20 protein-coding genes are annotated in these 20,604 nt (G+C 58.3%); 15 read left to right on the top strand and 5 right to left on the bottom strand.

What is annotated here, in order from left to right; genetic code table 11:
* Positions 1 to 4: 4 nt before the first annotated feature.
* Genes fabZ through LAO20_15420 form a run of 5 tightly spaced genes read left to right on the top strand, consistent with a single transcriptional unit; the run spans position 5 to position 5,143 of the window.
* A complete protein-coding gene (gene fabZ / locus LAO20_15400) occupies positions 5 to 493 on the top strand; it encodes a 3-hydroxyacyl-ACP dehydratase FabZ (GenBank protein ID MBZ5532814.1) in 489 nt (162 codons plus the stop codon).
* A gap of 9 nt (positions 494 to 502) precedes the next feature.
* Positions 503 to 1,258 carry a beta-ketoacyl-ACP reductase gene (locus tag LAO20_15405; GenBank protein ID MBZ5532815.1) on the top strand — a complete coding sequence of 252 codons (756 nt, stop codon included), beginning with the start codon at positions 503 to 505 and terminating at the stop codon, positions 1,256 to 1,258.
* A 40-nt stretch (positions 1,259 to 1,298) separates the two neighbouring features.
* Entirely contained in the window at positions 1,299 to 1,844 is a 546-nt protein-coding gene (locus LAO20_15410; GenBank protein ID MBZ5532816.1) for a nuclear transport factor 2 family protein, read from the top strand.
* A gap of 19 nt (positions 1,845 to 1,863) precedes the next feature.
* Positions 1,864 to 2,679, top strand: coding sequence for an enoyl-CoA hydratase/isomerase family protein (locus tag LAO20_15415; protein ID MBZ5532817.1), 816 nt, complete (start codon positions 1,864 to 1,866; stop codon positions 2,677 to 2,679).
* Between the two features lie 31 nt (positions 2,680 to 2,710).
* Positions 2,711 to 5,143: an ABC transporter permease gene (locus LAO20_15420; protein MBZ5532818.1), complete on the top strand. Its 2,433-nt coding sequence runs from the start codon at positions 2,711 to 2,713 to the stop codon at positions 5,141 to 5,143.
* Positions 5,144 to 5,235: 92 nt separating this feature from the next.
* On the opposite strand, the gene LAO20_15425 is transcribed toward LAO20_15420, so the two are convergent.
* Positions 5,236 to 7,491: a radical SAM protein gene (locus LAO20_15425; GenBank protein ID MBZ5532819.1), complete on the bottom strand. Its 2,256-nt coding sequence runs from the start codon at positions 7,489 to 7,491 to the stop codon at positions 5,236 to 5,238.
* Between the two features lie 719 nt (positions 7,492 to 8,210).
* Between LAO20_15425 and LAO20_15430 the strand changes: the two genes are divergently transcribed.
* Positions 8,211 to 9,641 (top strand): sigma-54 dependent transcriptional regulator, encoded by a 1,431-nt coding sequence (locus LAO20_15430; protein MBZ5532820.1) that lies wholly within the window; start codon positions 8,211 to 8,213, stop codon positions 9,639 to 9,641.
* 32 nt (positions 9,642 to 9,673) lie between these two features.
* On the opposite strand, the gene LAO20_15435 is transcribed toward LAO20_15430, so the two are convergent.
* The 4 genes from LAO20_15435 to LAO20_15450 all read right to left on the bottom strand — a co-directional run bounded on the left by LAO20_15435 (position 9,674) and on the right by LAO20_15450 (position 14,609).
* Entirely contained in the window at positions 9,674 to 10,948 is a 1,275-nt protein-coding gene (locus LAO20_15435) for a DUF2029 domain-containing protein (protein MBZ5532821.1), read from the bottom strand.
* Positions 10,948 to 12,096, bottom strand: coding sequence for a DUF2029 domain-containing protein (locus tag LAO20_15440; GenBank protein ID MBZ5532822.1), 1,149 nt, complete (start codon positions 12,094 to 12,096; stop codon positions 10,948 to 10,950). Before LAO20_15440 ends, LAO20_15435 begins: the two co-directional genes overlap by 1 nt.
* Before the next feature lie 111 nt (positions 12,097 to 12,207).
* Complete coding sequence (locus LAO20_15445; GenBank protein MBZ5532823.1) at positions 12,208 to 13,869, bottom strand: hypothetical protein; 1,662 nt, start codon at positions 13,867 to 13,869, stop codon at positions 12,208 to 12,210.
* Positions 13,866 to 14,609: an isoprenylcysteine carboxylmethyltransferase family protein gene (locus LAO20_15450; protein MBZ5532824.1), complete on the bottom strand. Its 744-nt coding sequence runs from the start codon at positions 14,607 to 14,609 to the stop codon at positions 13,866 to 13,868. Before LAO20_15450 ends, LAO20_15445 begins: the two co-directional genes overlap by 4 nt.
* A gap of 235 nt (positions 14,610 to 14,844) precedes the next feature.
* On the opposite strand from LAO20_15450, the gene LAO20_15455 reads away from it, so the two are divergent.
* The 9 genes from LAO20_15455 to LAO20_15495 all read left to right on the top strand — a co-directional run bounded on the left by LAO20_15455 (position 14,845) and on the right by LAO20_15495 (position 20,601).
* Complete coding sequence (locus tag LAO20_15455; GenBank protein ID MBZ5532825.1) at positions 14,845 to 15,009, top strand: Flp family type IVb pilin; 165 nt, start codon at positions 14,845 to 14,847, stop codon at positions 15,007 to 15,009.
* 144 nt (positions 15,010 to 15,153) lie between these two features.
* Positions 15,154 to 15,318 (top strand): Flp family type IVb pilin, encoded by a 165-nt coding sequence (locus tag LAO20_15460; GenBank protein ID MBZ5532826.1) that lies wholly within the window; start codon positions 15,154 to 15,156, stop codon positions 15,316 to 15,318.
* Between the two features lie 233 nt (positions 15,319 to 15,551).
* On the top strand, positions 15,552 to 15,719 hold the full coding sequence (locus tag LAO20_15465) for a hypothetical protein (protein ID MBZ5532827.1): 168 nt from the start codon (positions 15,552 to 15,554) through the stop codon (positions 15,717 to 15,719).
* A gap of 17 nt (positions 15,720 to 15,736) precedes the next feature.
* The gene (locus tag LAO20_15470) at positions 15,737 to 16,234 is read left to right on the top strand and encodes an A24 family peptidase (protein ID MBZ5532828.1); all 498 of its coding nucleotides are present in this window, start codon (positions 15,737 to 15,739) and stop codon (positions 16,232 to 16,234) included.
* Positions 16,231 to 16,680 (top strand): pilus assembly protein, encoded by a 450-nt coding sequence (locus LAO20_15475; GenBank protein MBZ5532829.1) that lies wholly within the window; start codon positions 16,231 to 16,233, stop codon positions 16,678 to 16,680. The genes LAO20_15470 and LAO20_15475 overlap by 4 nt, the downstream gene beginning before the upstream one ends.
* A complete protein-coding gene (locus LAO20_15480) occupies positions 16,667 to 17,119 on the top strand; it encodes a pilus assembly protein (GenBank protein ID MBZ5532830.1) in 453 nt (150 codons plus the stop codon). Before LAO20_15475 ends, LAO20_15480 begins: the two co-directional genes overlap by 14 nt.
* Before the next feature lie 17 nt (positions 17,120 to 17,136).
* Positions 17,137 to 17,973: a Flp pilus assembly protein CpaB gene (gene cpaB / locus LAO20_15485; protein ID MBZ5532831.1), complete on the top strand. Its 837-nt coding sequence runs from the start codon at positions 17,137 to 17,139 to the stop codon at positions 17,971 to 17,973.
* Positions 17,974 to 17,986: 13 nt separating this feature from the next.
* Positions 17,987 to 19,396 carry a pilus assembly protein N-terminal domain-containing protein gene (locus LAO20_15490; GenBank protein MBZ5532832.1) on the top strand — a complete coding sequence of 470 codons (1,410 nt, stop codon included), beginning with the start codon at positions 17,987 to 17,989 and terminating at the stop codon, positions 19,394 to 19,396.
* Positions 19,393 to 20,601, top strand: a complete 1,209-nt coding sequence (locus tag LAO20_15495; protein MBZ5532833.1) for a hypothetical protein — start codon at positions 19,393 to 19,395, stop codon at positions 20,599 to 20,601. The genes LAO20_15490 and LAO20_15495 overlap by 4 nt, the downstream gene beginning before the upstream one ends.
* Positions 20,602 to 20,604 lie beyond the last annotated feature (3 nt).

Below are 20,604 nucleotides of genomic sequence, written 5' to 3' on the forward strand. Positions count from 1 at the left end.
GCGGATGAAACAAGTGCAATCTTCCCCGTCCCCGGCGTCAACTGCCCCGGTGCTGGGTTTCGAACAGATCCGGGACATCATGGTCCACCGCTTTCCGTTTCTCATGCTGGACCGCGTGACTGTCCTGGAAAAGGGCTCGCGGCTGGTTGCGATCAAGAACATCACCGGCAACGAAATCTGGTTTCTCGGGCATTTCCCCAAGCAGGCGATCATGCCCGGCGTTCTCATGATTGAAGCCATGGCCCAGGCGGCTTCCTTGCTCGATACCCTCAGCCGTGACGATGTGCATCCCGAAGCGGCCAGGTATCTGGGCCGCGTGGAGGCGCAGTTTCAGCGCATGATCGTGCCGGGGGACGTCATGGAAATCGAGGTGGTTTTGCTGAAGCAAATCAGCTACGCCGTGATTGCCAAGAGCCACGTTCGCGTGGACGGAAACATCGCGTGTTCCGCGGAACTGATGCTTGGGACCAAGGCCCCAGACCGGGAGAAATGACCGGGAGAAATGACCAGCCAACCCATTCTGACCCTGCAAGGCAAGACGGCCATTGTCACCGGTGGAAGCCGGGGGATCGGCCGGGCGATCGTGGACTGCCTGCTCGCGCTGGATGCGCGCGTGGTGTTCACGTATCTGCGTCCCCGCGACAACCAGGAAGAACTGGCGCGGAACGGGCACGCGGATAGCGTGCTGGCCATCCAGGCTGATGTGCGGGAGAGCGCTTCTGTCTCCCAGGTGATGGAAGCTGCACACAACAAGTTCGGCGGCGTGCAGATCCTGATCAACAATGCAGGCATTACTCGCGATACGGCCATCCGGACCATGACAGAGCAGGATTGGGACGACGTAATGGACACCAACCTGCGCGGCGCTTTCCTCTCCACCAAGGCGGTAGCGCCGTTGTTCATGCGCCAGATGTACGGACGCATCATTAATGTGACGTCTATCAGTGGAACGCGGGGGGTGGCCGGCCAGAGCAACTACTCGGCGGCCAAGGCGGGCATGATCGGGATGACGAAATCTCTGGCGCGCGAGTTCGCGCCTTTCAACATCACCGTAAACGCGGTGGCACCGGGATTTATTGAGACGGAAATGCTGAACCCGCTCACACCCGCTTACCGGACGAAAATGACCCAGCAGACGCCCATGCGGAGGTTCGGTTGTCCGGAAGAAGTCGCCAAGGTCGTTAGCTTCCTGGCTTCAGACGCCGCCAGCTATATTACCGGGCAGGTGCTGAGCGTGGATGGCGGCCTCGGCATCTAGGCGCGCCGAAAGGACGCGTTGCACAGTAAAAGGAGATTGCATGACCCAATCAAAGCCCAAAATGCGAGCTGTCGTGGCAGTCTTTACCTTGTTGATTTGCGCCGTGGCCATGGTTGCCACCGCATCTACGCGTAACAAATCTGCCGGCAACAAATCTGCCGGCAACAAAGACGAGTCCACAAAACAAGAAATCAACAAGACCTTCGATGACTACGTAACCGGCTGGAGAACCGGCAACGTCGAAATGCTATCGAAGATTTATGCGAATGACGCCAGGGTCTCCGCCTACTGGCCGGATCCCTCCCGTCCCGGGCTTCTGGAGGGATGGCCCAAGATTTCCAAGAACCTCAAAGACATTTTTGAACGCCTCCATGAAATCTCACCCTACGGAATGGATTTGGATTTCAATGACCGCATCATTGATCTTTACGGCGATACGGCAGTTCTAACCACAAGCTGGGTATGGAAGCATCCCGCAGACCCTGCGTTCGGGACCGGACGCGGCACGTTCATTTTTCAGCGCCGCGGGTCCAAATGGGTCATTGTTCATGAGCACTCTTCCGTCACACCCTTTGACAGCAAGTAGCATTGGAAAGGCGAATACGTTGGATCCTCTGGAATACTCGAGCCGCGATTCGATTGCGGAGGTGACCTTTATCGCTGGGTCGCTTCATCGCAGTTTCGTCGCCGCGCTGGCAGGAGCGCTGGATTGGCTGGACACCAAACCGGACATCAAAGCTGTGATTTTTGCCGGCAGCAAGAATGTTTTCATGTCCGGCGCTGATGTGCGCGAGGTCAGCAACTTGAACAGTGAGGCCGACGTCACTGATTTTCTTCGCCTCCCGCACCAGTTGATGGCCAGGATCTACAACATGAACAAGATCACCATCGCGGCGATCAACGGCTACTGCCTGGGCGGCGGCCTGGAAGTTGCCCTGGCATGTGATATTCGAATCGCGGCCAATGATCTAAAAGACTCCGCCGGAGATGAACTCGCGTTCATGGGCTTCCCCGAGGTAAAACTGGGACTGGTGCCGGCCCTGGGAGGCGCTTCCACTCTGGTGGCCACCATCGGACGTTCCCGTGCTTTGGACATTCTTTATAGCGGCCGGCTGGTAACTGTCTCCCGAGGCTTGGAGATCGGACTGGTGGATTTTGCTGTTCCCCGGAACCAACTTATGGAAGAATCCCGCCGGCGGGCCGATGAGCTCTCCGCCAACTCGCAGCCGGCAACACAAAGTTTGAAGCGCCTGATCCAGTCGGCTTTGGTCCCGGAATATGCGGGAACGTTACAACGGGCCAGAGAAGAATTTGCGTTTTGCTGCACCTCTGGAGACAAGAACCAGCGGCTTGAATTGTCACGGCAGATGCGGATTAACAATTTCCGCCAAACATTAACCACGACAAAAACCAACGAATGACCTGCGTTAAAGGTCCGGAACCACGAACCCTATGATTTTACCCAACAAGAAGGACTTGCAATATGCGTGGAGAGCGTTGATCCATGAGCCGCTCTTTATCTTGGCGGTTGTGCTGCCGCTGGCCCTGGGCATTGGCGCGAATACGGCGATCTTCAGCGTGGCAGATGCCTTGCTACGCCAGCCTTTGCCATTCGCAAACATGGACCGACTGGTGCTGATGACGGAAAGCTCGCCTCTGCGCCCCGACGGAAATTTTGGGGTCACGCCGGCCAACTATCTCGACTGGAAGGCGCAAAGCACGTCCTTTGAATCCCTGGCGGCTTTTTCTCCCGAGGAAAGCGGGTTGACCGACTCCGGCGTTCCGGAAGCAATCACCGCAGCCAGCGTCACCAATAACTTTTTCTCCACCCTGGGCATCGTGCCCCTTAAGGGAAGGTTCTTCTCCGGCGGCGAGGTGACCGGAGACCAGGAGAACGGCGTTGTCTTGAGCTATGGCTTCTGGGAGCGCAAGTTCGGCGCCAAGCCGGACGTTCTGGGCAAGGAATTGACGATTGATTCGGTCAAATACACGGTCATCGGCATTCTGAAAAAAGGGAGCGGCTTCCCCGTGAACGCGGACCTGTGGAAGCCTCTGGTCCTGGGGCCGCGCGAAGTCCAGGACCGCAGCACGCATCGGTTTCAAATAATCGGGCGGCTCAAGCCTGGAACTGCCATCCCCAGGGCCCAGGCTGAAATGAAGGAAGTCACGGCCCAACTCGGAAAAGCCTACCCCGACACGAACCAGGGTTGGGGGGCGCACGTGTTTCCTCTGGGCGATTTCTTCAGCGGCGGACTTACCGCGCGCTACACCCTGTTGATGATGGGCGCTGTGTTGTTTGTGCTGCTGATTGTCTGCTCGAATATCGCCAACCTCCAACTGGTGCGCGGAATCGTAAGAAAACGTGAATGGTCCTTGCGGTATGCGTTGGGAGCGAACCGCTGGCATGTGATCCGGATCCTTCTCATGGAGAGCATTGCGCTGGCCTTGGTCAGCGCCGGACTGGCAATCTGGGTGGCGACCATCAGCCTGCGTCTGATTCGCGTCAACATGCCGGCCTCCATTGCCAGGTTCATTCCCGGTTTTGATCAAATCGCCCTCAACCAGCATGCCATGCTTTTTACGGTAGGAATCGCGGTTTTCAGCGGAATTGCTTCGGGCCTGCTGCCCGCGCTCTATTCGTCGCGCACTGACATCAACAAGGAATTGAAAGAAGGAGGCAAGGGTTCCACCACGGACCGGTCGCATCAGCGCCTGAGTTCGATTCTGCTGGTAAGCGAAGTGGCCGTCACTTTGATGCTGCTGGTTGGCACCGGCCTGATGGTGCGCGGCTCGACTTCCATCCGGCAGAACTTCGCGGAGATGCGGCCTGAGCAAGTGCTTACGGCGCGGTTCCATCTTGGACCGCAGTATGTCCAGCCCGCGGCCTCCCTGAAGTTTTATCAGCGTTTGCTGGAACAGCTGGCCACCATTCCTGGTGTGTCTTCATCGTCAGTGGCCACCAACATCCCTTATGGTGGACACGCCAGTACGGCGCCGGTCACGGTGCAGGGCGCTCCTCCCACCAAGGCGGGAGAGCGCAACTCCGTCATGGTCCAGATCGTGAGTGCCGATTTCTTTCATACCATGGCGCTCCCGGTGCGGACCGGCAGGACCTTTCAGGCATCGGACGACGAGAATGCCGCTCCCGTGGTCATTGTCAGCAAGCAAATGGCACAGCGCTATTGGCCCCATCAGGACCCCATCGGACGGCAGCTTCAACTCGGTGGCATCACGGCGCCGACACCTTGGTTGCGAGTAGTCGGCGTTGCTGATGATATTCGCTACAACTGGCTGGACACGGACGCCGGCTACGTGGTCTACCGGCCGGTTCCCCAAGCGCAGCAGCGCAGCGCGTATCTGTTGCTGCGGACGCAAAGCGATCCCCAGAACTTTGTGCGCGTCTTGAACCAGCGCGTTGGAGGAATTGACCAGGAGCAGGCGCTCTCGGAAGTGCAATCGTGGGACGAGGTAATTTCCCAGTCCATGATTGGCCTCTCTTACGTGCGGACCATGATGCTGGTCCTGGCCGTACTCGCTGTCGTGGTGGCCTCGGTCGGCATTTACGGGCTGATGAGCTATACGGTGGCGACCAAGCGCGAGGAGATTGGAATTCGCATGGCGCTGGGAGCGCAACGCAGGCAGATCATGAACATGATCATTGGCCGGGGGATGCTGATCACCAATATCGGGCTGGCCATCGGCCTGCTCGGGTCCTTCGCTCTTACGCGCACTCTCGCCAGCTTGGTTTTCGGCATTAGCGCGCTTGATCCGTTGACCTTTGGCGGCGCGGCGGTCATCTTCATCGTTGTGGCGTTGATCGCGTCGTATCTGCCGGCACGTCAAGCGTCAAAGCTGGATCCGCTGAACGTCTTCAGGGCGCAATAGGGCACAGACAAGGCAAGGGCAGAGTCAGGCAGACAAAACGAGCGCAGCGGCATAGCTATGGCGCATCTCGCGGCGCCCTGGCTATTCGGCGCTTAAGAGAGCACTGTCTCGTACTCCTGATGAGCAACCCGTTCCGGAGAGAAACTGACATATCCCTTGCCGTGCAATGACATCAGCGTTTCACGCAGAGGTTCCTTGTGGACGGGATTGACGGCGTCCAGAAGCTCCCTGAGCGTTACCCTTCGGTCTGTTGCATGTACCAGGACCAAATAGACCAGTTCTGCGATCTTGAAACGCTTTGCGTTCTGGATAATCCAGAATGACTTCTTCTCGTCACGCTCTATCGCCGCCACACCTTGCTGCCACTCCAGGTAGGCTTTGTAGGTGGCTTCAATCGCCGAGTCTTTCATGTTCTTGACGTGCTCCCGGAGCTGGTCCCGGGCCTTGAATATCTTGCTGATCTCAAAGGCTGATGTGGCCAGCCTTCCTTCTACCGTCACGGCACAATCAAGGACTTCATCGCTGGTTTGCGGCTTTCGGCTTCTCGCCGGCATCGCCACCGGGTGTTCTTTGAAGAATTGTCGTCCGAATTTCTGGTAGTAGATCATGGAATGAAGGGAATCCGTACCTCCGGCCCAGGGACGAGGAAGGACCTGGGGGAACAAGCCACCGGTTTCGTCAAACGATTCGTCGCCCTCTTCGGCGGAGAGCATTTGCCGTTCGCCTGCGACAGTTGATTGATAGCCCAGTGACCTGACGATATCGGCGTCCCGGGCTTCCGTCAGGCTGATCCCAAACTTCTCCGGGTTTTTCGCCACCAGCGCGGTCCCGGTCAGGACGAACTTACCGATGCCTCCCGTTGACCAACTGTCTTTGTGCAGTTGGACGAATCCCATGGTCTCCTTTCTCTCCGTTTCCGTCTCGGTGGGAAAATGGCTGAAGGCCATGATTTGCACCGCAATGCCTGCATCGGCAAAGTTATTCATGGTCTCGCCCATATACTGCACCTTGGTGCCCTTATCAATCAGGTCGAGCACCCGCTGGTTCCCTGACTCCATGCCGAAGGAAACCGAAACACAGCCGCTCTCCGCCATTTTCCGGCAGCGGTCCTTGGAAAATATCTTTTCCATGCGGAGCTCGGCGCCCCAGCGGATATTGAGGTCCGATTCCCTGATGGCATCTGACAGTCGCTCGAGATATCCGGGGGCCATTACATCCACGGCAAAATACACGTACGTGACATTTTCTTCTTTGGAGATCTTCTTCAGGTCCGCGACTACTGCGTCGGCGGTTTTCTCCCGCCACGGCGACGTAGGCTTGTCAGTGTTCAGGCCGTAATCACAGAACGTACAGCGGTTCCAGTAACAACCGCGGGTGGGCGAATAATTAATGCCCCTTTCAGGCGAGAGATACAGGTCCCATGAATGCTGGTACACGGGACAGCCCAACGCGGCGACATTCTCATAGTGAATGGACTTGGGAAGCCGAAGGGTGTCTGACTTTGAATCGTAAGTAATCAGGTTCGGGATCTTTTCATTCCCCTGGATATCGCCGCCGGCGTCAGCGATTTCGCATATGGCAGTTTCGCCTTCGCCCACTACGATTCCGTCGCAGACGTCAAAGAAGCGCTTCAATAGCGACTTATCTTTCAGATATTTATAGGCCTGGCTGGTAGCAGTGCCACCGAGCAAAAACAGCTTCTCCGGCCAGCGTTTCTTCATCAGCCGCAATAGATGAAGCCCGGGCAGCAACTGGTGGTCATACACGATGCTCATGCCGATGCAGTCTGAAGACAGCAAATCTTTGTCGCTCGCACATCTGTCAAAGAAGAATTTCTCTATCGGGTAACATATTTTGCTGCAGAGATCAGGGTTGAAAAGATCATTCAGGTGGTAAATGGAGTACCTGCCGCGGCTCTTCATCTTGAAGTCTTGAATCTCTGAGGGATAGCACAAGGCCCCTACCGTGCGGAAATGACGGCGCAGATGCTTGACGGAGTCTCGATAGACGTCATAGTTGGTAAATGCTTCGCGGCTGCGCATGGTGGCCGCCGCCTGCTGTATCGCGCCCGGATCACCCTTTTCCGCCGACCACAGGGAATAAAACTCCTCCTGTTCAGAAAAGCTCAACCCGCCCTGCAATGACAATGCGTCCAGCCGGTGCTCCACCTCATCCGACAAATCGTGGATGACGTCATCTTCAAGACAATAGTTAACGAACTCTACGTTCAGGTCACGGGTGGATATATTCTCAAACCCATTTTGAAGTAGATGCCCTCGTAGGTAGGCGGTAGAGTGATACGGAATAGTTGGGTCATCAAGCGGGGGATGGATGAAAGTGATCTTCATTCGGTGCCTGACTCTCTACAGGCTGGAGCGCATCATCTTGTTCAGCGCCGCGTGAATTCATGCGGCTCCAAGGGACATTCTGCAGGCCGTTGTCTTCGGAAGCCTTGATATATTCTGCTTAGATAAGAACTAGCCAAGATAATCCGAGCTATTTTGCTCTTATCCTGGTTTGGAATCAACGACTTTCTGCGGCAAACTATCTAGACAAACTGGAGGAAGCTCACCTTAACCTATTCCCAAAATGAGAAATCTATTCCCATAATGGGAATAGAAACCCCGTTAACTTGCAGCAGCCACAGATAAAAGCCAACGCCACTCGGCAGTGCGGTGGAGAAAAGATTCAGCCAATATGTGCTTGCTGCCATCGCCTTCGTTCCTTTGTGTCCTGTGTGTTTAAGATTCTTCTCATCACCCCGGTATCGGCGATCTTTAATCTCGGCAATCTTCGTCTAACCTGCCCGCCCCTTTTGTCCGTGAACCCTACAATCACGGATTCGTCGGCGGAAGTCTACTTTTTGGGGAGATGCGTCAGATCAAGTGTTCATTTCCTTTAATGTTCGCAAAGTTTTTCATCAAAACATCACCGCAAAGAGTGATGCTCATCACGCACATTAGAGTGCCATCGGGGTTATGGTGGAGGGCAATGTTAAGCACGATAGAATTTGTGCCACTTACAAAATCATCCGAATTCAGCACGGACTAGCAGGACATAGACCCTCATGAAATGCTTGTTTAGCGACTACCGGGCTGAATTTGGCCCGATACTGGCCGAAAAACTAGGAAGCGATTTTGAGCTTTCCACCGGGCGCGTTTGCCCTAACGGGAAGGACTGCTGCGATGTGATCATGGTAGCAGTGCCTCCGCCCGCGCATGCGGACTTCGCCGCGCAGCTCGCCACGGTTGCCGGCGCAGCCAGGAACCACGCTGGAGTACCGGTGATAGGTCTGTTGGCGGCCCCTGATCATGACCTTGCTGTGCGTGTTTTGTCGGAAGGCGGCTATGACTGCTTTGTTGAGACAGATTCCCTGGAAGAACTCCGGATCATTCTGCGCCGCGCCATCCATTTCCATGAGCTGATGCGGGAAGTCGAGCACCTGCGCGACGTTGCAGGACGCGCGGCCGGCTTCGAACACATTCTTACGTCCAACGCCAAGATGGAAACCGTGTGCCGGCTTCTGTCCAAAGTAGCGGCCACGTCGGCCACGGTCCTGCTCACGGGTGAGAGCGGCACCGGAAAAGGCATGATGGCCAATGCCATCCATGAAGCCAGCCCGCAAAGCGGAAGGCCCTTCGTCGCACTCTCGTGCGCGTCCTTGCCGGAACACCTGATTGAAGCTGAGCTGTTTGGCCACGAAAAGGGCGCCTTCACCGGCGCTGTGGCTGCGCGCCATGGACGTTTTGAAGCCGCCGGCAAAGGCACTATTTTTCTGGATGAGGTCGGCGACCTTCCCCCCAGCATGCAAGTCAAGCTTCTGCGCGTTCTGCAGGAGAGGACCTTTGAGCGGCTGGGCAGCAACGAGTCGCGCACCATGGAAGCCCGGGTCATCTGCGCCACGCACCGCCCGCTCAAAGCCCTGGTGAAGGCTGGCGCGTTCCGGGCTGATCTCTATTACCGCATCAGCACCGTGGAAGTCGAGCTGCCGCCGCTGCGCCAGAGGCGCGAAGACATTCTTCTGCTGGCGCATAGTCTGCTGCAGAAGTTCTCTGCCCGGCACAAGCGTCCAGCGCTGCGTTTCTCCCCGGGAGTGCTGGCAACACTGCAAGAGCATGCCTGGCCGGGTAATATCCGAGAACTGCAAAATGTGATTGAGCGGGCGGTGGTGGTTTGCGACGGTTCGGAAATCCAGGTTCGCGACCTTCCGCCCGAGTTTGCCGACTTTGCCGTGTCCGATGTGCCGGCTTCGCTCGACGATGCCGTGCGCGAGTTCAAGCGCCGGTGGATTCAGCGGGCATTGGCCCAGGCTGGCCACAATAAGGTCCAGACCGCCCGAACGCTGGGAATCGCTCGCTCTTCTCTGCACCGTTTGATCGATGAATTACAAATCCCGTGCGAAGAAGAGCCGGCGGATGACTCAGCGCGCGACAATCGCGAAGACCGCTTGGAAAAGGTGGCTTCGATTACTTCCGGCCGTGGCCCGCATGCCGCTTAACCCCAAGTCCTGCTTTCAATTCCCTCTAGGTATCATTTCTGGCGCCGGCTGATATACACGGCCGACCGCAGTGCGGCCCCAAAGAAAAACGGCGGCGCCAGGAAGATGGAAAGAAATGGCAAGCCGAGCAGAAGCTGGTTCTCACTGCGGAGCCCGGCAAAGTAAGCGTAAACAATCACCGCGGCTGAAGCTGCATACCAGATCAGAATGAACTGGCAGGCGAACGGCAAGAGCCGCTGCGCGCCGGACAAGAACTTCTTGCCCCATACCAACAGCCACATGCCCACCGGCAATAGGATCACCTGGTTGTGAAACAGCCAGTTGGGACCGCTGACCACGCCGGCGGCAAGCGCCAGACAAAGCCCGGCGGCAAAGGCCGGCGTGCGCGGCAAGCTCTTCCGGAGAGTGAAACAGACCCATGCCACCACCGCCCACATGCCCAGGGTGATCATGACCGCCCCAATACGGTTTCCGGCCAGCATCTCGATTGGCGAGCGGCCCTGGGTGTACCGGCGATACTGTTGCAGCACGCCCAGCCATTCGGTGATCCATCCCGGCTGCAACACCTGAGCGGCAATCATCAGGACGGCCATCGCGGTCGCGCCCGCGATCGCAAACTTGTAGCGGCGCCGCCAGTCTCCAATCACCCAGATCGCCATCCAAAGCGCCACGGGGAGCGCCAGATGCGGCTTCATCATGGCAAACGCCAGCAACACACCCGCTGGAAGCAGCCTGTGTCGCGCCACCAGATACATGCTGGCCGCCAGCAGAAAACAAACCAATAAGCCCAGTTGCTGCAGGGACACGCCTTGCACCACGGGGATCCCGACCATCAGCAGGCCGGCCCACAGCAAATCACTGCCAGAATTCAGCGAAATCCCCAGAGCGTCCGACCAGAGCAATACGCTCCAAACCATCAGGGCCGCCAGCACAACAGACGCCAGCGGTTGAAGCACCGCAAACGGAATCGCCAGTACCGGAAGGAGCAGGATGCTGGTGAATAACGGGTAAGCGAAGCGCTGCTCATCGTATTGTTGGGCCCGCGCGGCGCTGGTCAAAGTCGGGCCGTACATTGCATCTTGAATTTCCCGCGTGACTTTGTCCGAATACGGGTCGCCGTGGTGCAGCAGCGCCTCACGGCTGGCAATCCATGAGCGTTGCAGATCTGATCCGTAGCCGGTGATCTGGAATGACGAGACACGCCGGCCCTCCGGGACCAGGATTCCCAGAAAGTAATAGCAACTAGTGAATGACGCCAGCAGCAGCAATACTGTAATGACGGCAATCTGGCTGCGGTCCGTTGTCATCAAGTCTTCCTTGCGGGCGCCGGCGGTTGGCGGAGATATTCTGGCGCAACCGCTGGTTGCAAGCCACTGGCCGGCCTGGTGCGCATTGCAAGACGCGTCAGCAGATAGACCGCGCACCATCCGCTGGCGCTCCAGAAGCTCAACGACCAGATGGCCGCCCTGGGCAGCCACTCCGGCGATCCCAGCAGAAAGGTCAGGCAAGCGGCATTGGCGGTGGCAAACAGGATCCAGAAGCGCCGGCCACCCATCACGGCCACGGGAACCAACGCTGCCAGCAGCACCGCTTCATCGTAAATAAGCATGTAGTAACTGCTGACCAATGAAACCAGAAGCAGGACTGGAAGCTGCGTTCTCCACTCCCACCGCTCTCTCCGGTTCCACCAGTGATAAGTCGCCCACGCGATGGCTCCAACCACGGGCACCATTGCCAGAAGCACGCTGCCGCTGAAAGCATGCAGAAGCACGCTCAGCGTCGGCGCCTGCCCCGCCTTGGTGAAATCGGCCATCGCTTCAGTATAGAAGCTAAAGACGTCGCGGTTCACCGCGATCGCGAGCCCTGACGCCACCGCGAGTGCCGCCGCTATCCCGCCCAGGACCCGATAACGCCGGCTCCACAAAATCCAGCACCCAAGACACGCAAGGAAGGGCAGGAACAAGTGTGGCTTGAAGAAGACGAACAAGAGCGATGCGCCTGCAATCCAATCGCGGCGACGTTCAACGTTGATAAGGAAAAGACAAATGCCCAGGAACGGCCACGCGGTGAGTTGGCCAACGCGCAACATGGCAAGCACCGGCGCAAACGTCATGGCCAGCAACAGAGCAGCGGGCGAAAGCTTTCCAACATAGAAGCGCCAAAGAAGGAGCGTGCCGGCAGCTACCACGATAATGCTGGTGAGCATCCACAGGGCGAATGCGTTGGAATAACTAAAATACCGCAAGGGCAGCACCAGCGGCAAAGTCCACGGCGGGTTGCACATCAGAAAAGGTGTTGGGCGCTGGAACCCGATGGTGCGATCAAGGCTGAGCACTTTTTCATGTGAGTATGGGTTTTCGGTAGCCAGCCGCGCAGCCGTCCAGAAGGCGGTAAAATCCACCGGTTCAACGCGCAAGGCCAGTTGCCGCCCCTGCATGAACAAGACTGCTGTCATGCCCACCAGCGCCAACCGTACGAGAATTTTCCGGAGCATCTTGAGACCTAATTGCAATCCATGCCCAACAGCAACTAACAGAGCACTCGCCGCAGCATTACCATGCGCCGTTCACCGTTGCCGCTGGACAGTTCCTGGAACCGCGGGCGGCGCTGTCCGTTCGAAAAGTATGGCCGTCCCATCATCGTGGACAACCTTCCAATCCGTAGTTTCCTTCAGCGTGCTGGCCAGCGGAGAATCCGGCGGGACCAGCACCCAGTTCACCTGGTGGGAGTTCAGCACGTCGCGCCAGCCATAAGCGGCTTGCGCCACCTTCAGGTACTCGCGGACGAACTTCTCGCCGTAGAAGTCGTGCCGGTCGTCCATCATTACGCGCACGTCCGGATACAGGCGGTAAATCAAGTAGCCGCTCCAGTTGTCGGGGGCGAAGAAGTGGTCGCGGATATTGTGGGCAGCCATGAATTCAGCGGCCTGCACCGGCATGTGCTTGTCATCGAAATGCAGCGCTTGGGCATTCAGCGCGGACGCCCCGCGCGTCGCCGCGCCGGCGACCAGCAGCAATGCCACGACAACGGAGAGCACATGTCCTCTGAAGCGCTGGTCCATCACCTGCATGCGCGCGGAAAAGCGGTCAATCTTCGTCGCCAGGTTGCGCAGCCAGGGCGCGATGCCGATGTTCTGCCCGCCGTTGCGGAACGCTTCTCCCAGCATCGGCGCCACGGTGAGAGTGAGCAGCATGGCCGCAATGGGAATATTCCGCACCGCGTATAGGCCGATCCAGGCGCTGAAGGCAATCACCAGGAAATCAATCACGCTCACTTTTCTGCTTTGCAAGACCAAGGCCAGCATTGCCAGGATCAGCAACAGAGCGAAAGCCTTCACCTGGAACAGGTGGAAGTCCGGTGACAGGAATTCCTGGATGTTGTTCATCATGAATTTGCTGCCCAGGTACTCATAGAGGTGGGCATGCAAGCGGAATCCATAAGGAGTGATGAATGTGACGCCGAGCGTGAGAAGCAGTGTCAGGCCGAGATGGCGCATGCGTCCCTGAGCCTGGCTGCGGCTCTCCGAGTTGGAAGTGATGATCCACGTCATCGCGTTGCCGGCCAGAAACAGCGCCGTGACAGCAATTCCCATCAGGAACCCGCCGTGCAGGTTCACCCACAGCAGCATGAGCGCGGGCAGAAGAAACAGGCTCTTGCGTTCGCCGCGTTGAAAAGAGTCCAACTGTTGAAACCAGATCAGGGTAAACAGCCAGGTGACCATGTGCGGCCGCGCCAGCAAGTGAATGGACGCCGCCACCGCGGCCAGCGCGGTAAGGCCGCCGGCCACCAGCAGATTGCCGCTGGAGCGCATCGCGTCGCGGAACAGCAGCGCAAAGGTCATGGCGCCGATCAAGGCGCTGAGAAGCACCACGCCGCTGAGTCCGGCAACCGAGTGAATACCGGCGACGAGCACGTCATACAGCCACTCCCACGCGTACCACGGCTGTCCCGCCATGGTGTAAGAGAAGTAATCGGTCATGGGGACTGAGTGGGTTGACAGGATGTGCTGGCCATTGCGGATGTGCCAGCCAATGTCCGCGTCGCCCAGGAGTTGCGTTCCCAGGAAGCCGAAGATCGCGCACAGCAGCGCCACAAAAACAATATCGGCGATGGACGGCATGAACAGCCGGGCCCAGAGCGGCAGAGGACGCGAAGCAGCAGAAACCATGCTGGCGCCGGCCGAGGTCCCTTTCGGTGTAACCGCGGCCGCGTTGGAACTCACATTCATGCCGACCGCTTGGCGGCTGGAGCAAGTTCAACAACCTGCGCGGGCGCTCCCTTCGGCTTGGACTTGCGTGCCCAAGTCAGTCGCGGCATGAACCGCCCCACGCGCCGCCGATAATCTTCGTACTCGGGAAAAACGGCCGAGAGCACGGACTCCTCATAGGACATGCGCACTGTCACCACTCCCAGCCATGCGACGTACACCAGCACCAGCGCCGGTGTCAGATGTGACAGCACCACGCCGGCATACTGCAGCAGGTAGCTGGCATACACCGGATGACGGGCCAGGCGGTACGGTCCAGTCGTCACCAGGGTGCGCGCCTGGGGAACAATGCTGAAAGCCTGGCGCAGACGAATCACACTCCAAAGCCCCAGGTACGCGCCCAGCATCCAAAGGACGATCCCCGTGGTGAAAAGTGATGGCGATGAAGGCGCCATCCATGCCGGGAACCAGCGTCCGCCGACGAAGCAGAAAACCGGCACCAGCAGCGTGGCCCCGTAGGCGGCCGCGCGGGGCGCCCATCCTTCTGCTTGTTTCCGCAACGGTTTGCGAAACAGGAACGCCAGTGCGATGACCGCGTCATGCACGAACGTTGGCACCAGCAGGATGGCCACTGCCGGCGTGCGGCGAAACACGCCAGCGGCCAGAATGAAGTTGACGGCCGTCCAGCCGGCAAAAAACGCAAAGCCAGCCCAGTCGCTGCGGCGATCACGGTGAGATTCGGTAATTCTCTCAAGTTGCATAGCAGTGGACAACTGCACTCTGAGTGCCAAAATACCCCATTGCACGTTCTCGGAGTTCTCGGGAACGTGGAACCGTGGTGTCCTAGATTTGGAAATGGAAACAGCATAGGTGTCCGATTTTCGAGACACATCGCAAGTGATACAGGTCATGCACTCTTGAGTTCAAGGGCAATTTCATATGGCCTGTTAATTGCAGTTCTTCAAAGCGGCGCTTCAGCGCACATGGAGAATTGAGATGAAAATGCTTCGCAAACTGTGGCAGGAAGATGACGGCCAAGACCTGGCTGAATATGGACTTCTTTTGGCATTGATTGCAGTCGCTCTGGTGATTGGAATCGGCCTGTTCAAAGATCAGATCGTAGCGGCGTTCAGCAGAGCGACCAGCGCACTGGCTTCCTAAGATCCACCAAGTCTGGGCGGCCCGAAGCCGCCCAGATCGTGGTATGCCACTGAGATCCACGGATGACGTCTTAAGCACTAAAGCAGTGGCCCACGAATTGCGGTTGATCCGAGAAGCGCTTCAGCGCAGATTGGAGAATTGAAGATGAAGACCCTTCGTAAACTGTGGCACCAAGATGACGGCCAGGATCTGGCTGAATATGGCCTTCTCTTGGCATTAATTGCGGTCGCCCTGGTGATTGGCATCGGCCTGTTCAAAGATCAGATCATAGCGGCCTTTAGCGCAGCGACCAGCGCACTGGCCTCCTGAGTTTTCCACAAATTCCGGGCGCGCTTGGCTTTTGGCTGAACGCACCCGGTTTCTTCTGTCCGGCTTTCCTCCTGAATTTCCCCGCAAAAACCAATTCCATTTGAACCTCATAAGACTGCTGTCTCCTCCTGACTCTCGTGTTACACAAAGAACGTGACGGATGCAGTTCGGCACTCAGATTGCAGATACCTCTGGGTTAGTGAAATGCATCTGGGTGTTTCCGCGAGGAATGTATGAACAAAGAGATTCGCTTGCTGTGGTCGGACGACGACGGGGAAGACCTGGCCGAATACGGGCTCCTGCTGCTTCTCGTCAGCATCGCCATCGTCACCGGGATCGGTCTCTTCAAAGACCAGATCGTGGCCGCGTTCAGCAGAGCAACCAGTGTGTTGGGGTCTTAGGTTCTGGGAAGGTTGGTATGTGGCAGGCATTTGTATTGGCATTCGCGATTACGGCCGCAGTGGATGATGTGATATGGCGGAAAATTCCGCGCGTTCTCACCATGTCTGGCCTGGCGGCCGGGTTGGTCTACCACGGATTTTACGGCGGGTTCTGGTCAGCGCTGGCCACGGCTGCTCTGGGCTTCGGGCTGGGTCTGGGACTTTACGAATTGCGGGCCATCGGCGGGGGTGACGTAAAGCTGATCGCGGCCATGGGCGCCATACTGGGGTTTGCAAACTGGGTCCTGGCGGTTGAGGTTGCCATCACGGTAGCCGGGATCATGGCGCTGGTGGGCATCATCCGGCGGCGCATGTTCCTGCAAACCTTTCGCAACATCGGGCACTTGCTCAAGCACTTCGCCAGCAACGGCCTTCGTCCTCATCCGGACATCCAAATCAACAACAAGGCCCTGCTGGGCATTCCCTTCGGCGTGGCAGCGGCGCTGGGAATCATCTGCGTGGTGGTGCTGCGGTGAAAAAACAAGGTCAGCGCGGCGCCACGATCGCGGAAGCGGCCATTACCGCAGTGGCCTTGTTTACGCTGCTCTTGGGCACCGTGGAGTTTGGCCGCATCTTCAGTATTTACCAGAGCGTTACCAATGCGGCGCGCGAAGGCGCCCGCTACGCCGTTGCCCCCGACCCGACGACCGGCACGCTGCCTTCGAGCGCCGAAGTGCTGGCGCACGTCACAGTCTTCCTGGATGCCGCCAGCCTCAAGGGACCCGCGTCCGATTGTGCCGACAGCGGACGGGATAAAACGCTTCCCTGTGTGCAAGTCAACCCCGTTGCTACCCAGGTGGTCAATAACGTGACCGTCACCTACACCCAGGTAACTGTGGTGTCGCCTTATACCTTCTACTTCGTTCCGTTCAGCCCCGTGAACATCACCGCTTATTCGGAGATGCGCAATGAAACTAACTAGCAGCGCGGCGAAGCAGCGCGGGACCATGATGTTGGAACTGGCGCTACTGCTCCCCTTCCTTATTCTGATTCTCATGCTGGTCCTGGAAGGCTCGCAACTGGTGCGGACCCACGTGGTGCTGAACAATGCCGCGCGCGAGGGCGCAAGGCTTTCGGTGATGCCGGAGAACCAGGGAAGCTCAAAGATAGCGGACATCAGGGCCGCAGTGGTTGCTTACGCCGCCCAGAACAATGTCACCATCAGTAATCCGGACACCAACGTTGTCATCAACCAGTCGGTCACGGTCGCCATGCCGGCAGGCTATGCCGCAATGACCGCCTCGCAGGTAACGGTCAATTGCACATACACGCTGAATTACCTGGCGGTTTTTACGTGGCTGGGAGTGCCCAGTACGTACACGCTGCAGGGTTCGGCACAATTCAGAAATTTCAATTCTTGAAGATGTGGAGGGAAGGTATGAATCGCAAAAAGTTTCTGTTGGTCGGCCTTGTCGCGCTACTGGTCGCAGGCCTGGTCAGTTGGAAAATTCTGGACATGGTGCGGCACTCCACAGCTTCGGCTGCGGTAGCTACTACCCAGGTGGTAGTTGCCGCTCATGACCTCAACGTGGGGCAGAAAATCACCGCTCCCGATCTCCGCCTAGTGGCGATACCGGGCACAGCTGCTCTCCCGAACGGCGCGTTCCATGACATAAGCAGCGTGGTCGGCCATGGAGTGATTGTTCCCATAGAGGCCAATGAACTCGTGCTTGGCAACAAAGTGGCGGGAGATGACGCGGGCGCCGGTCTGCCCTCGATGATTCCGGCGGGCATGCGCGCGGTGTCCGTCAAGGTCAATGAAGTGGTATCGGTTGCCGGGTTTGTCGGTCCGGGCACTCACGTTGATGTGATTGTCACCAGCACTCCGGCCAACGGATCAGAACCAGCGACCACTACCGTGCTGCAAGACGTTCCCGTGCTGGCGGCGGGCAAGAAGCTGCAGCGGGACGCGGATGGCAAACCACAGGACGTCCCCGTGATGACGCTGCTGGTTTCGCCGGCGGACGCCCAGCTGCTGACCCTGGCAAGCGCTGAGGGAAAAATTCAACTGGCACTGCGCAACCCTACCGACCTTGACAGAAAGGTCACCGCAACGTCGCACAAACAGGCGCTTTACGGGGCGGTTGCTCCCGCTCCGTCGGCAAAGGTGGGCAAGGGCGTCAAGGTGGTCAAGCTGAAGGAACCTACGGCTGCCGCTCATACGGTTGAGGTCATCCGCGGCGACAAGCGCGAAATTACGAAATTCGAACAGTAAGCGAGGCACGCTCATGAAATTGAAGAACAGAAATATTGCATTCATTCTCTCCCTTCTGATCGCCGCTCCAGGTTTGCGGCTTGCAGGCCAGTCGGCTGGCCCGCAGGCGTCGCAAGAGCCGGTGGCGGTCTCCGGAGGCCCGACACAGCAGTCGGTCGTGGAATCCCCGGCCCCACTGCGTGTCATGGTGGGCAAGTCAATCATCATCAACACCACCGACCGCCTCAAACGCGTTTCCATCACCGACCCTTTGGTGGCGGACGCGGTGGTGGTCACGCCATCGCAACTGATGATTCATGGCCGCGCTCCGGGAGAAGTGACACTGGTGGTCTGGGACGATCAAGAACGTTCCCGCAGCTTCGATCTTCGGGTTGACGTGGATATCACGGCCGCCGCGGACCAGATTCGGGTGCTGATGCCAGGCGAGAAAATCAACGTGTCGGCTTCGCGCAACGCGCTGATTCTTTCCGGCAGCGTGGTAGATAAGGAAACGGCGGACCGGGCCGGCGCGATTGCCGGCGCCTATTCGAAAAGCGTGATCAACGTGCTGACCTTTGGCCCCGTGGGCGCACAAGAAGTGCTTCTGGAAGTCCGCTTTGCAGAGGTTGATCGCGCGGCCGTCTTCCAATTGGGCGCCAACATCCTTTCTACAGGCGCCAGCGGGAACATCGGCAGCACCACCACCGGGCAATTTGGAAACGTAGGCAGCTCCACGGACATCACGAATTGTATCGGGTGTCCGTTGTCCGGGTTTGTGTCAAAGATTACCGGGCTTGATCCGCTGAACATGTTCCTCTTCCGGCCCGATCTGAACCTGGGAGTCACGTTGAAACTGCTGCAACAGAAAAACCTGCTGCAGATCCTGGCTGAGCCCAATCTGATCGCCGTCAACGGCAAAGAGGCCAGCTTTCTGGCCGGCGGCGAGTTTCCGGTCCCCGTCCCCCAGGCCGGCGCTACGGTTGGGGCCATTACCGTGCAGTACAAAGAGTTTGGTGTGCGGCTGAACTTTACGCCGGTCATCATGCCTAACGGCAACATTCACCTGACGGTGAAGCCCGAAGTCAGCTCGCTGGACTTTGCCAATGGAATCATCTCGGGGGGCTTCCGCATCCCTGCTCTCACCACGCGCCGAGCTTCCACGGAACTGGAACTCCAGGACGGGCAGAGCTTTGTGATTGCCGGACTGCTGGACAATCGCCTGACTACCAACCTATCGAAGATGCCAGGAATCGGGGACATTCCCATTCTGGGCTACCTGTTCCGCAGCAAGGAAATCACCAAGAATAAGACCGAACTCATGGTGATGGTGACCGCGCACCGGGTCGCGCCTTCAACCCAGATGCCTCCAGGTCCGCCCATGCCGAAACCTTTCCTTGACCAACCGAAGTTCGATGCCCCGCATGGAGGAGGCGGAAAGCCATGACGTATGCCAAGCGACGGGCGCAACGCGGCATGACGCTGGTGGTGGTGGCCCTGTTGCTGATCGGCCTGCTGGTGGTCGCCGCGCTGTGCATTGATCTGGGGGTGTTCTTTACCGCCCGGACCAGCGCACAGCATGCGGCTGACGCAGCTGCGCTGGCGGGAGCGTACACTTTTGTGAACTCCCCTACCGCGGCCCAGCCGGCCGCGGCCCAGCAAGCGGCCATCGCCATCGCGGCGACGAACAAAATCCTGAACCAAAGCGTGACCATCGCCCCCAGTGACGTGGTGGTGGACACTGCGAATCGCCGGGTCACGGTCACGGTTTCGCGGCTGGGTGACAACGGCATTGGCACTTTCTTTGCCCGGGGCTTCGGGGTGGCAAACGTATCGGTGCAAACGCAGGCCACCGCGCAAGCCTCCAAGACGGCCGGCGGCAGCCGCTGCGTCAAGCCGATCTACATCCCCAATACCGTGCTGAGTACGCAGGCGACCACTGCGGCTGCCTGCGCCGCCGGCGAAATCCTCTTTGATCCCGCCAACCCCGGCCACTTCTCCTCTTGGGCGCAGGACACCTTGGGCAATTTCAAGTACAGCGGCACGTGTGCCACCATACGGCCCACCAACCCTGCTGACGTAAAGAAGGGCGATTTTTCTCCCGGCCAGTTCTTCTCCCTGGATTTCGGCAGCGGCGGCAGCACCTACCGTTGCGTGTGGTCTTCATGCCTGAATGACGTCTCGTGCGGAGCGGACCAAAGCGTCATCGCTTGCGGGCATGACTACCCGGTAAAAACCGGTGACATGGTTGGCCCTACCAACCAGGGTGTGGGCGATTTGATCGGCGATCCCCCGGATACCTGGGTTGATGTCGGCCAGTATGAAACACCTGCAGGGACCATCGTTGACACCAGCCGGGCATTGTCAACCGTGCCGGTTTGGGACAACTGCAACCACCCGATCGGCTCGGGAACCGCCGGACAAACCGCGAGAGTGATCGGGTACGTGGAAATGTTCGTGGACGGCATGGGCAACGCCAATGTCTGCACCGGGGGCAAGGGTGGCGGTAAAAAAGACTTTGTTGAGGTCCACGTGGTGAACGCCACACCCTGCGGGTCGGGATCGGGCGGCGGTGGAGGAGGTTCCGGCGGCGGTTCGGGTGGAACCGGCACGGGTCCGTCTGCCGTGCCTGTGCAATTGATCAAACACTGAGGA

This window comes from Terriglobia bacterium, assembly GCA_020072815.1.
GTDB lineage: Bacteria > Acidobacteriota > Terriglobia > Terriglobales > Acidobacteriaceae > Angelobacter.

What these genes read in the sequence shown, in the direction of transcription:
- fabZ (MBZ5532814.1), top strand. Translation starts at nt 5, where the DNA reads ATGAAACAAGTGCAATCTTCCCCGTCCCCGGCGTCAACTGCCCCGGTG.
- LAO20_15405 (MBZ5532815.1), top strand. Translation starts at nt 503, where the DNA reads ATGACCAGCCAACCCATTCTGACCCTGCAAGGCAAGACGGCCATTGTC.
- LAO20_15410 (MBZ5532816.1), top strand. Translation starts at nt 1,299, where the DNA reads ATGACCCAATCAAAGCCCAAAATGCGAGCTGTCGTGGCAGTCTTTACC.
- LAO20_15420 (MBZ5532818.1), top strand. Translation starts at nt 2,711, where the DNA reads ATGATTTTACCCAACAAGAAGGACTTGCAATATGCGTGGAGAGCGTTG.
- LAO20_15425 (MBZ5532819.1), bottom strand. Translation starts at nt 7,491, where the DNA reads ATGAAGATCACTTTCATCCATCCCCCGCTTGATGACCCAACTATTCCG.
- LAO20_15430 (MBZ5532820.1), top strand. Translation starts at nt 8,211, where the DNA reads ATGAAATGCTTGTTTAGCGACTACCGGGCTGAATTTGGCCCGATACTG.
- LAO20_15435 (MBZ5532821.1), bottom strand. Translation starts at nt 10,948, where the DNA reads ATGACAACGGACCGCAGCCAGATTGCCGTCATTACAGTATTGCTGCTG.
- LAO20_15440 (MBZ5532822.1), bottom strand. Translation starts at nt 12,096, where the DNA reads ATGACAGCAGTCTTGTTCATGCAGGGGCGGCAACTGGCCTTGCGCGTT.
- LAO20_15445 (MBZ5532823.1), bottom strand. Translation starts at nt 13,869, where the DNA reads ATGAATGTGAGTTCCAACGCGGCCGCGGTTACACCGAAAGGGACCTCG.
- LAO20_15450 (MBZ5532824.1), bottom strand. Translation starts at nt 14,609, where the DNA reads ATGCAACTTGAGAGAATTACCGAATCTCACCGTGATCGCCGCAGCGAC.
- LAO20_15455 (MBZ5532825.1), top strand. Translation starts at nt 14,845, where the DNA reads ATGAAAATGCTTCGCAAACTGTGGCAGGAAGATGACGGCCAAGACCTG.
- LAO20_15460 (MBZ5532826.1), top strand. Translation starts at nt 15,154, where the DNA reads ATGAAGACCCTTCGTAAACTGTGGCACCAAGATGACGGCCAGGATCTG.
- LAO20_15465 (MBZ5532827.1), top strand. Translation starts at nt 15,552, where the DNA reads ATGAACAAAGAGATTCGCTTGCTGTGGTCGGACGACGACGGGGAAGAC.
- LAO20_15470 (MBZ5532828.1), top strand. Translation starts at nt 15,737, where the DNA reads ATGTGGCAGGCATTTGTATTGGCATTCGCGATTACGGCCGCAGTGGAT.
- LAO20_15480 (MBZ5532830.1), top strand. Translation starts at nt 16,667, where the DNA reads ATGAAACTAACTAGCAGCGCGGCGAAGCAGCGCGGGACCATGATGTTG.
- cpaB (MBZ5532831.1), top strand. Translation starts at nt 17,137, where the DNA reads ATGAATCGCAAAAAGTTTCTGTTGGTCGGCCTTGTCGCGCTACTGGTC.
- LAO20_15490 (MBZ5532832.1), top strand. Translation starts at nt 17,987, where the DNA reads ATGAAATTGAAGAACAGAAATATTGCATTCATTCTCTCCCTTCTGATC.
- LAO20_15495 (MBZ5532833.1), top strand. Translation starts at nt 19,393, where the DNA reads ATGACGTATGCCAAGCGACGGGCGCAACGCGGCATGACGCTGGTGGTG.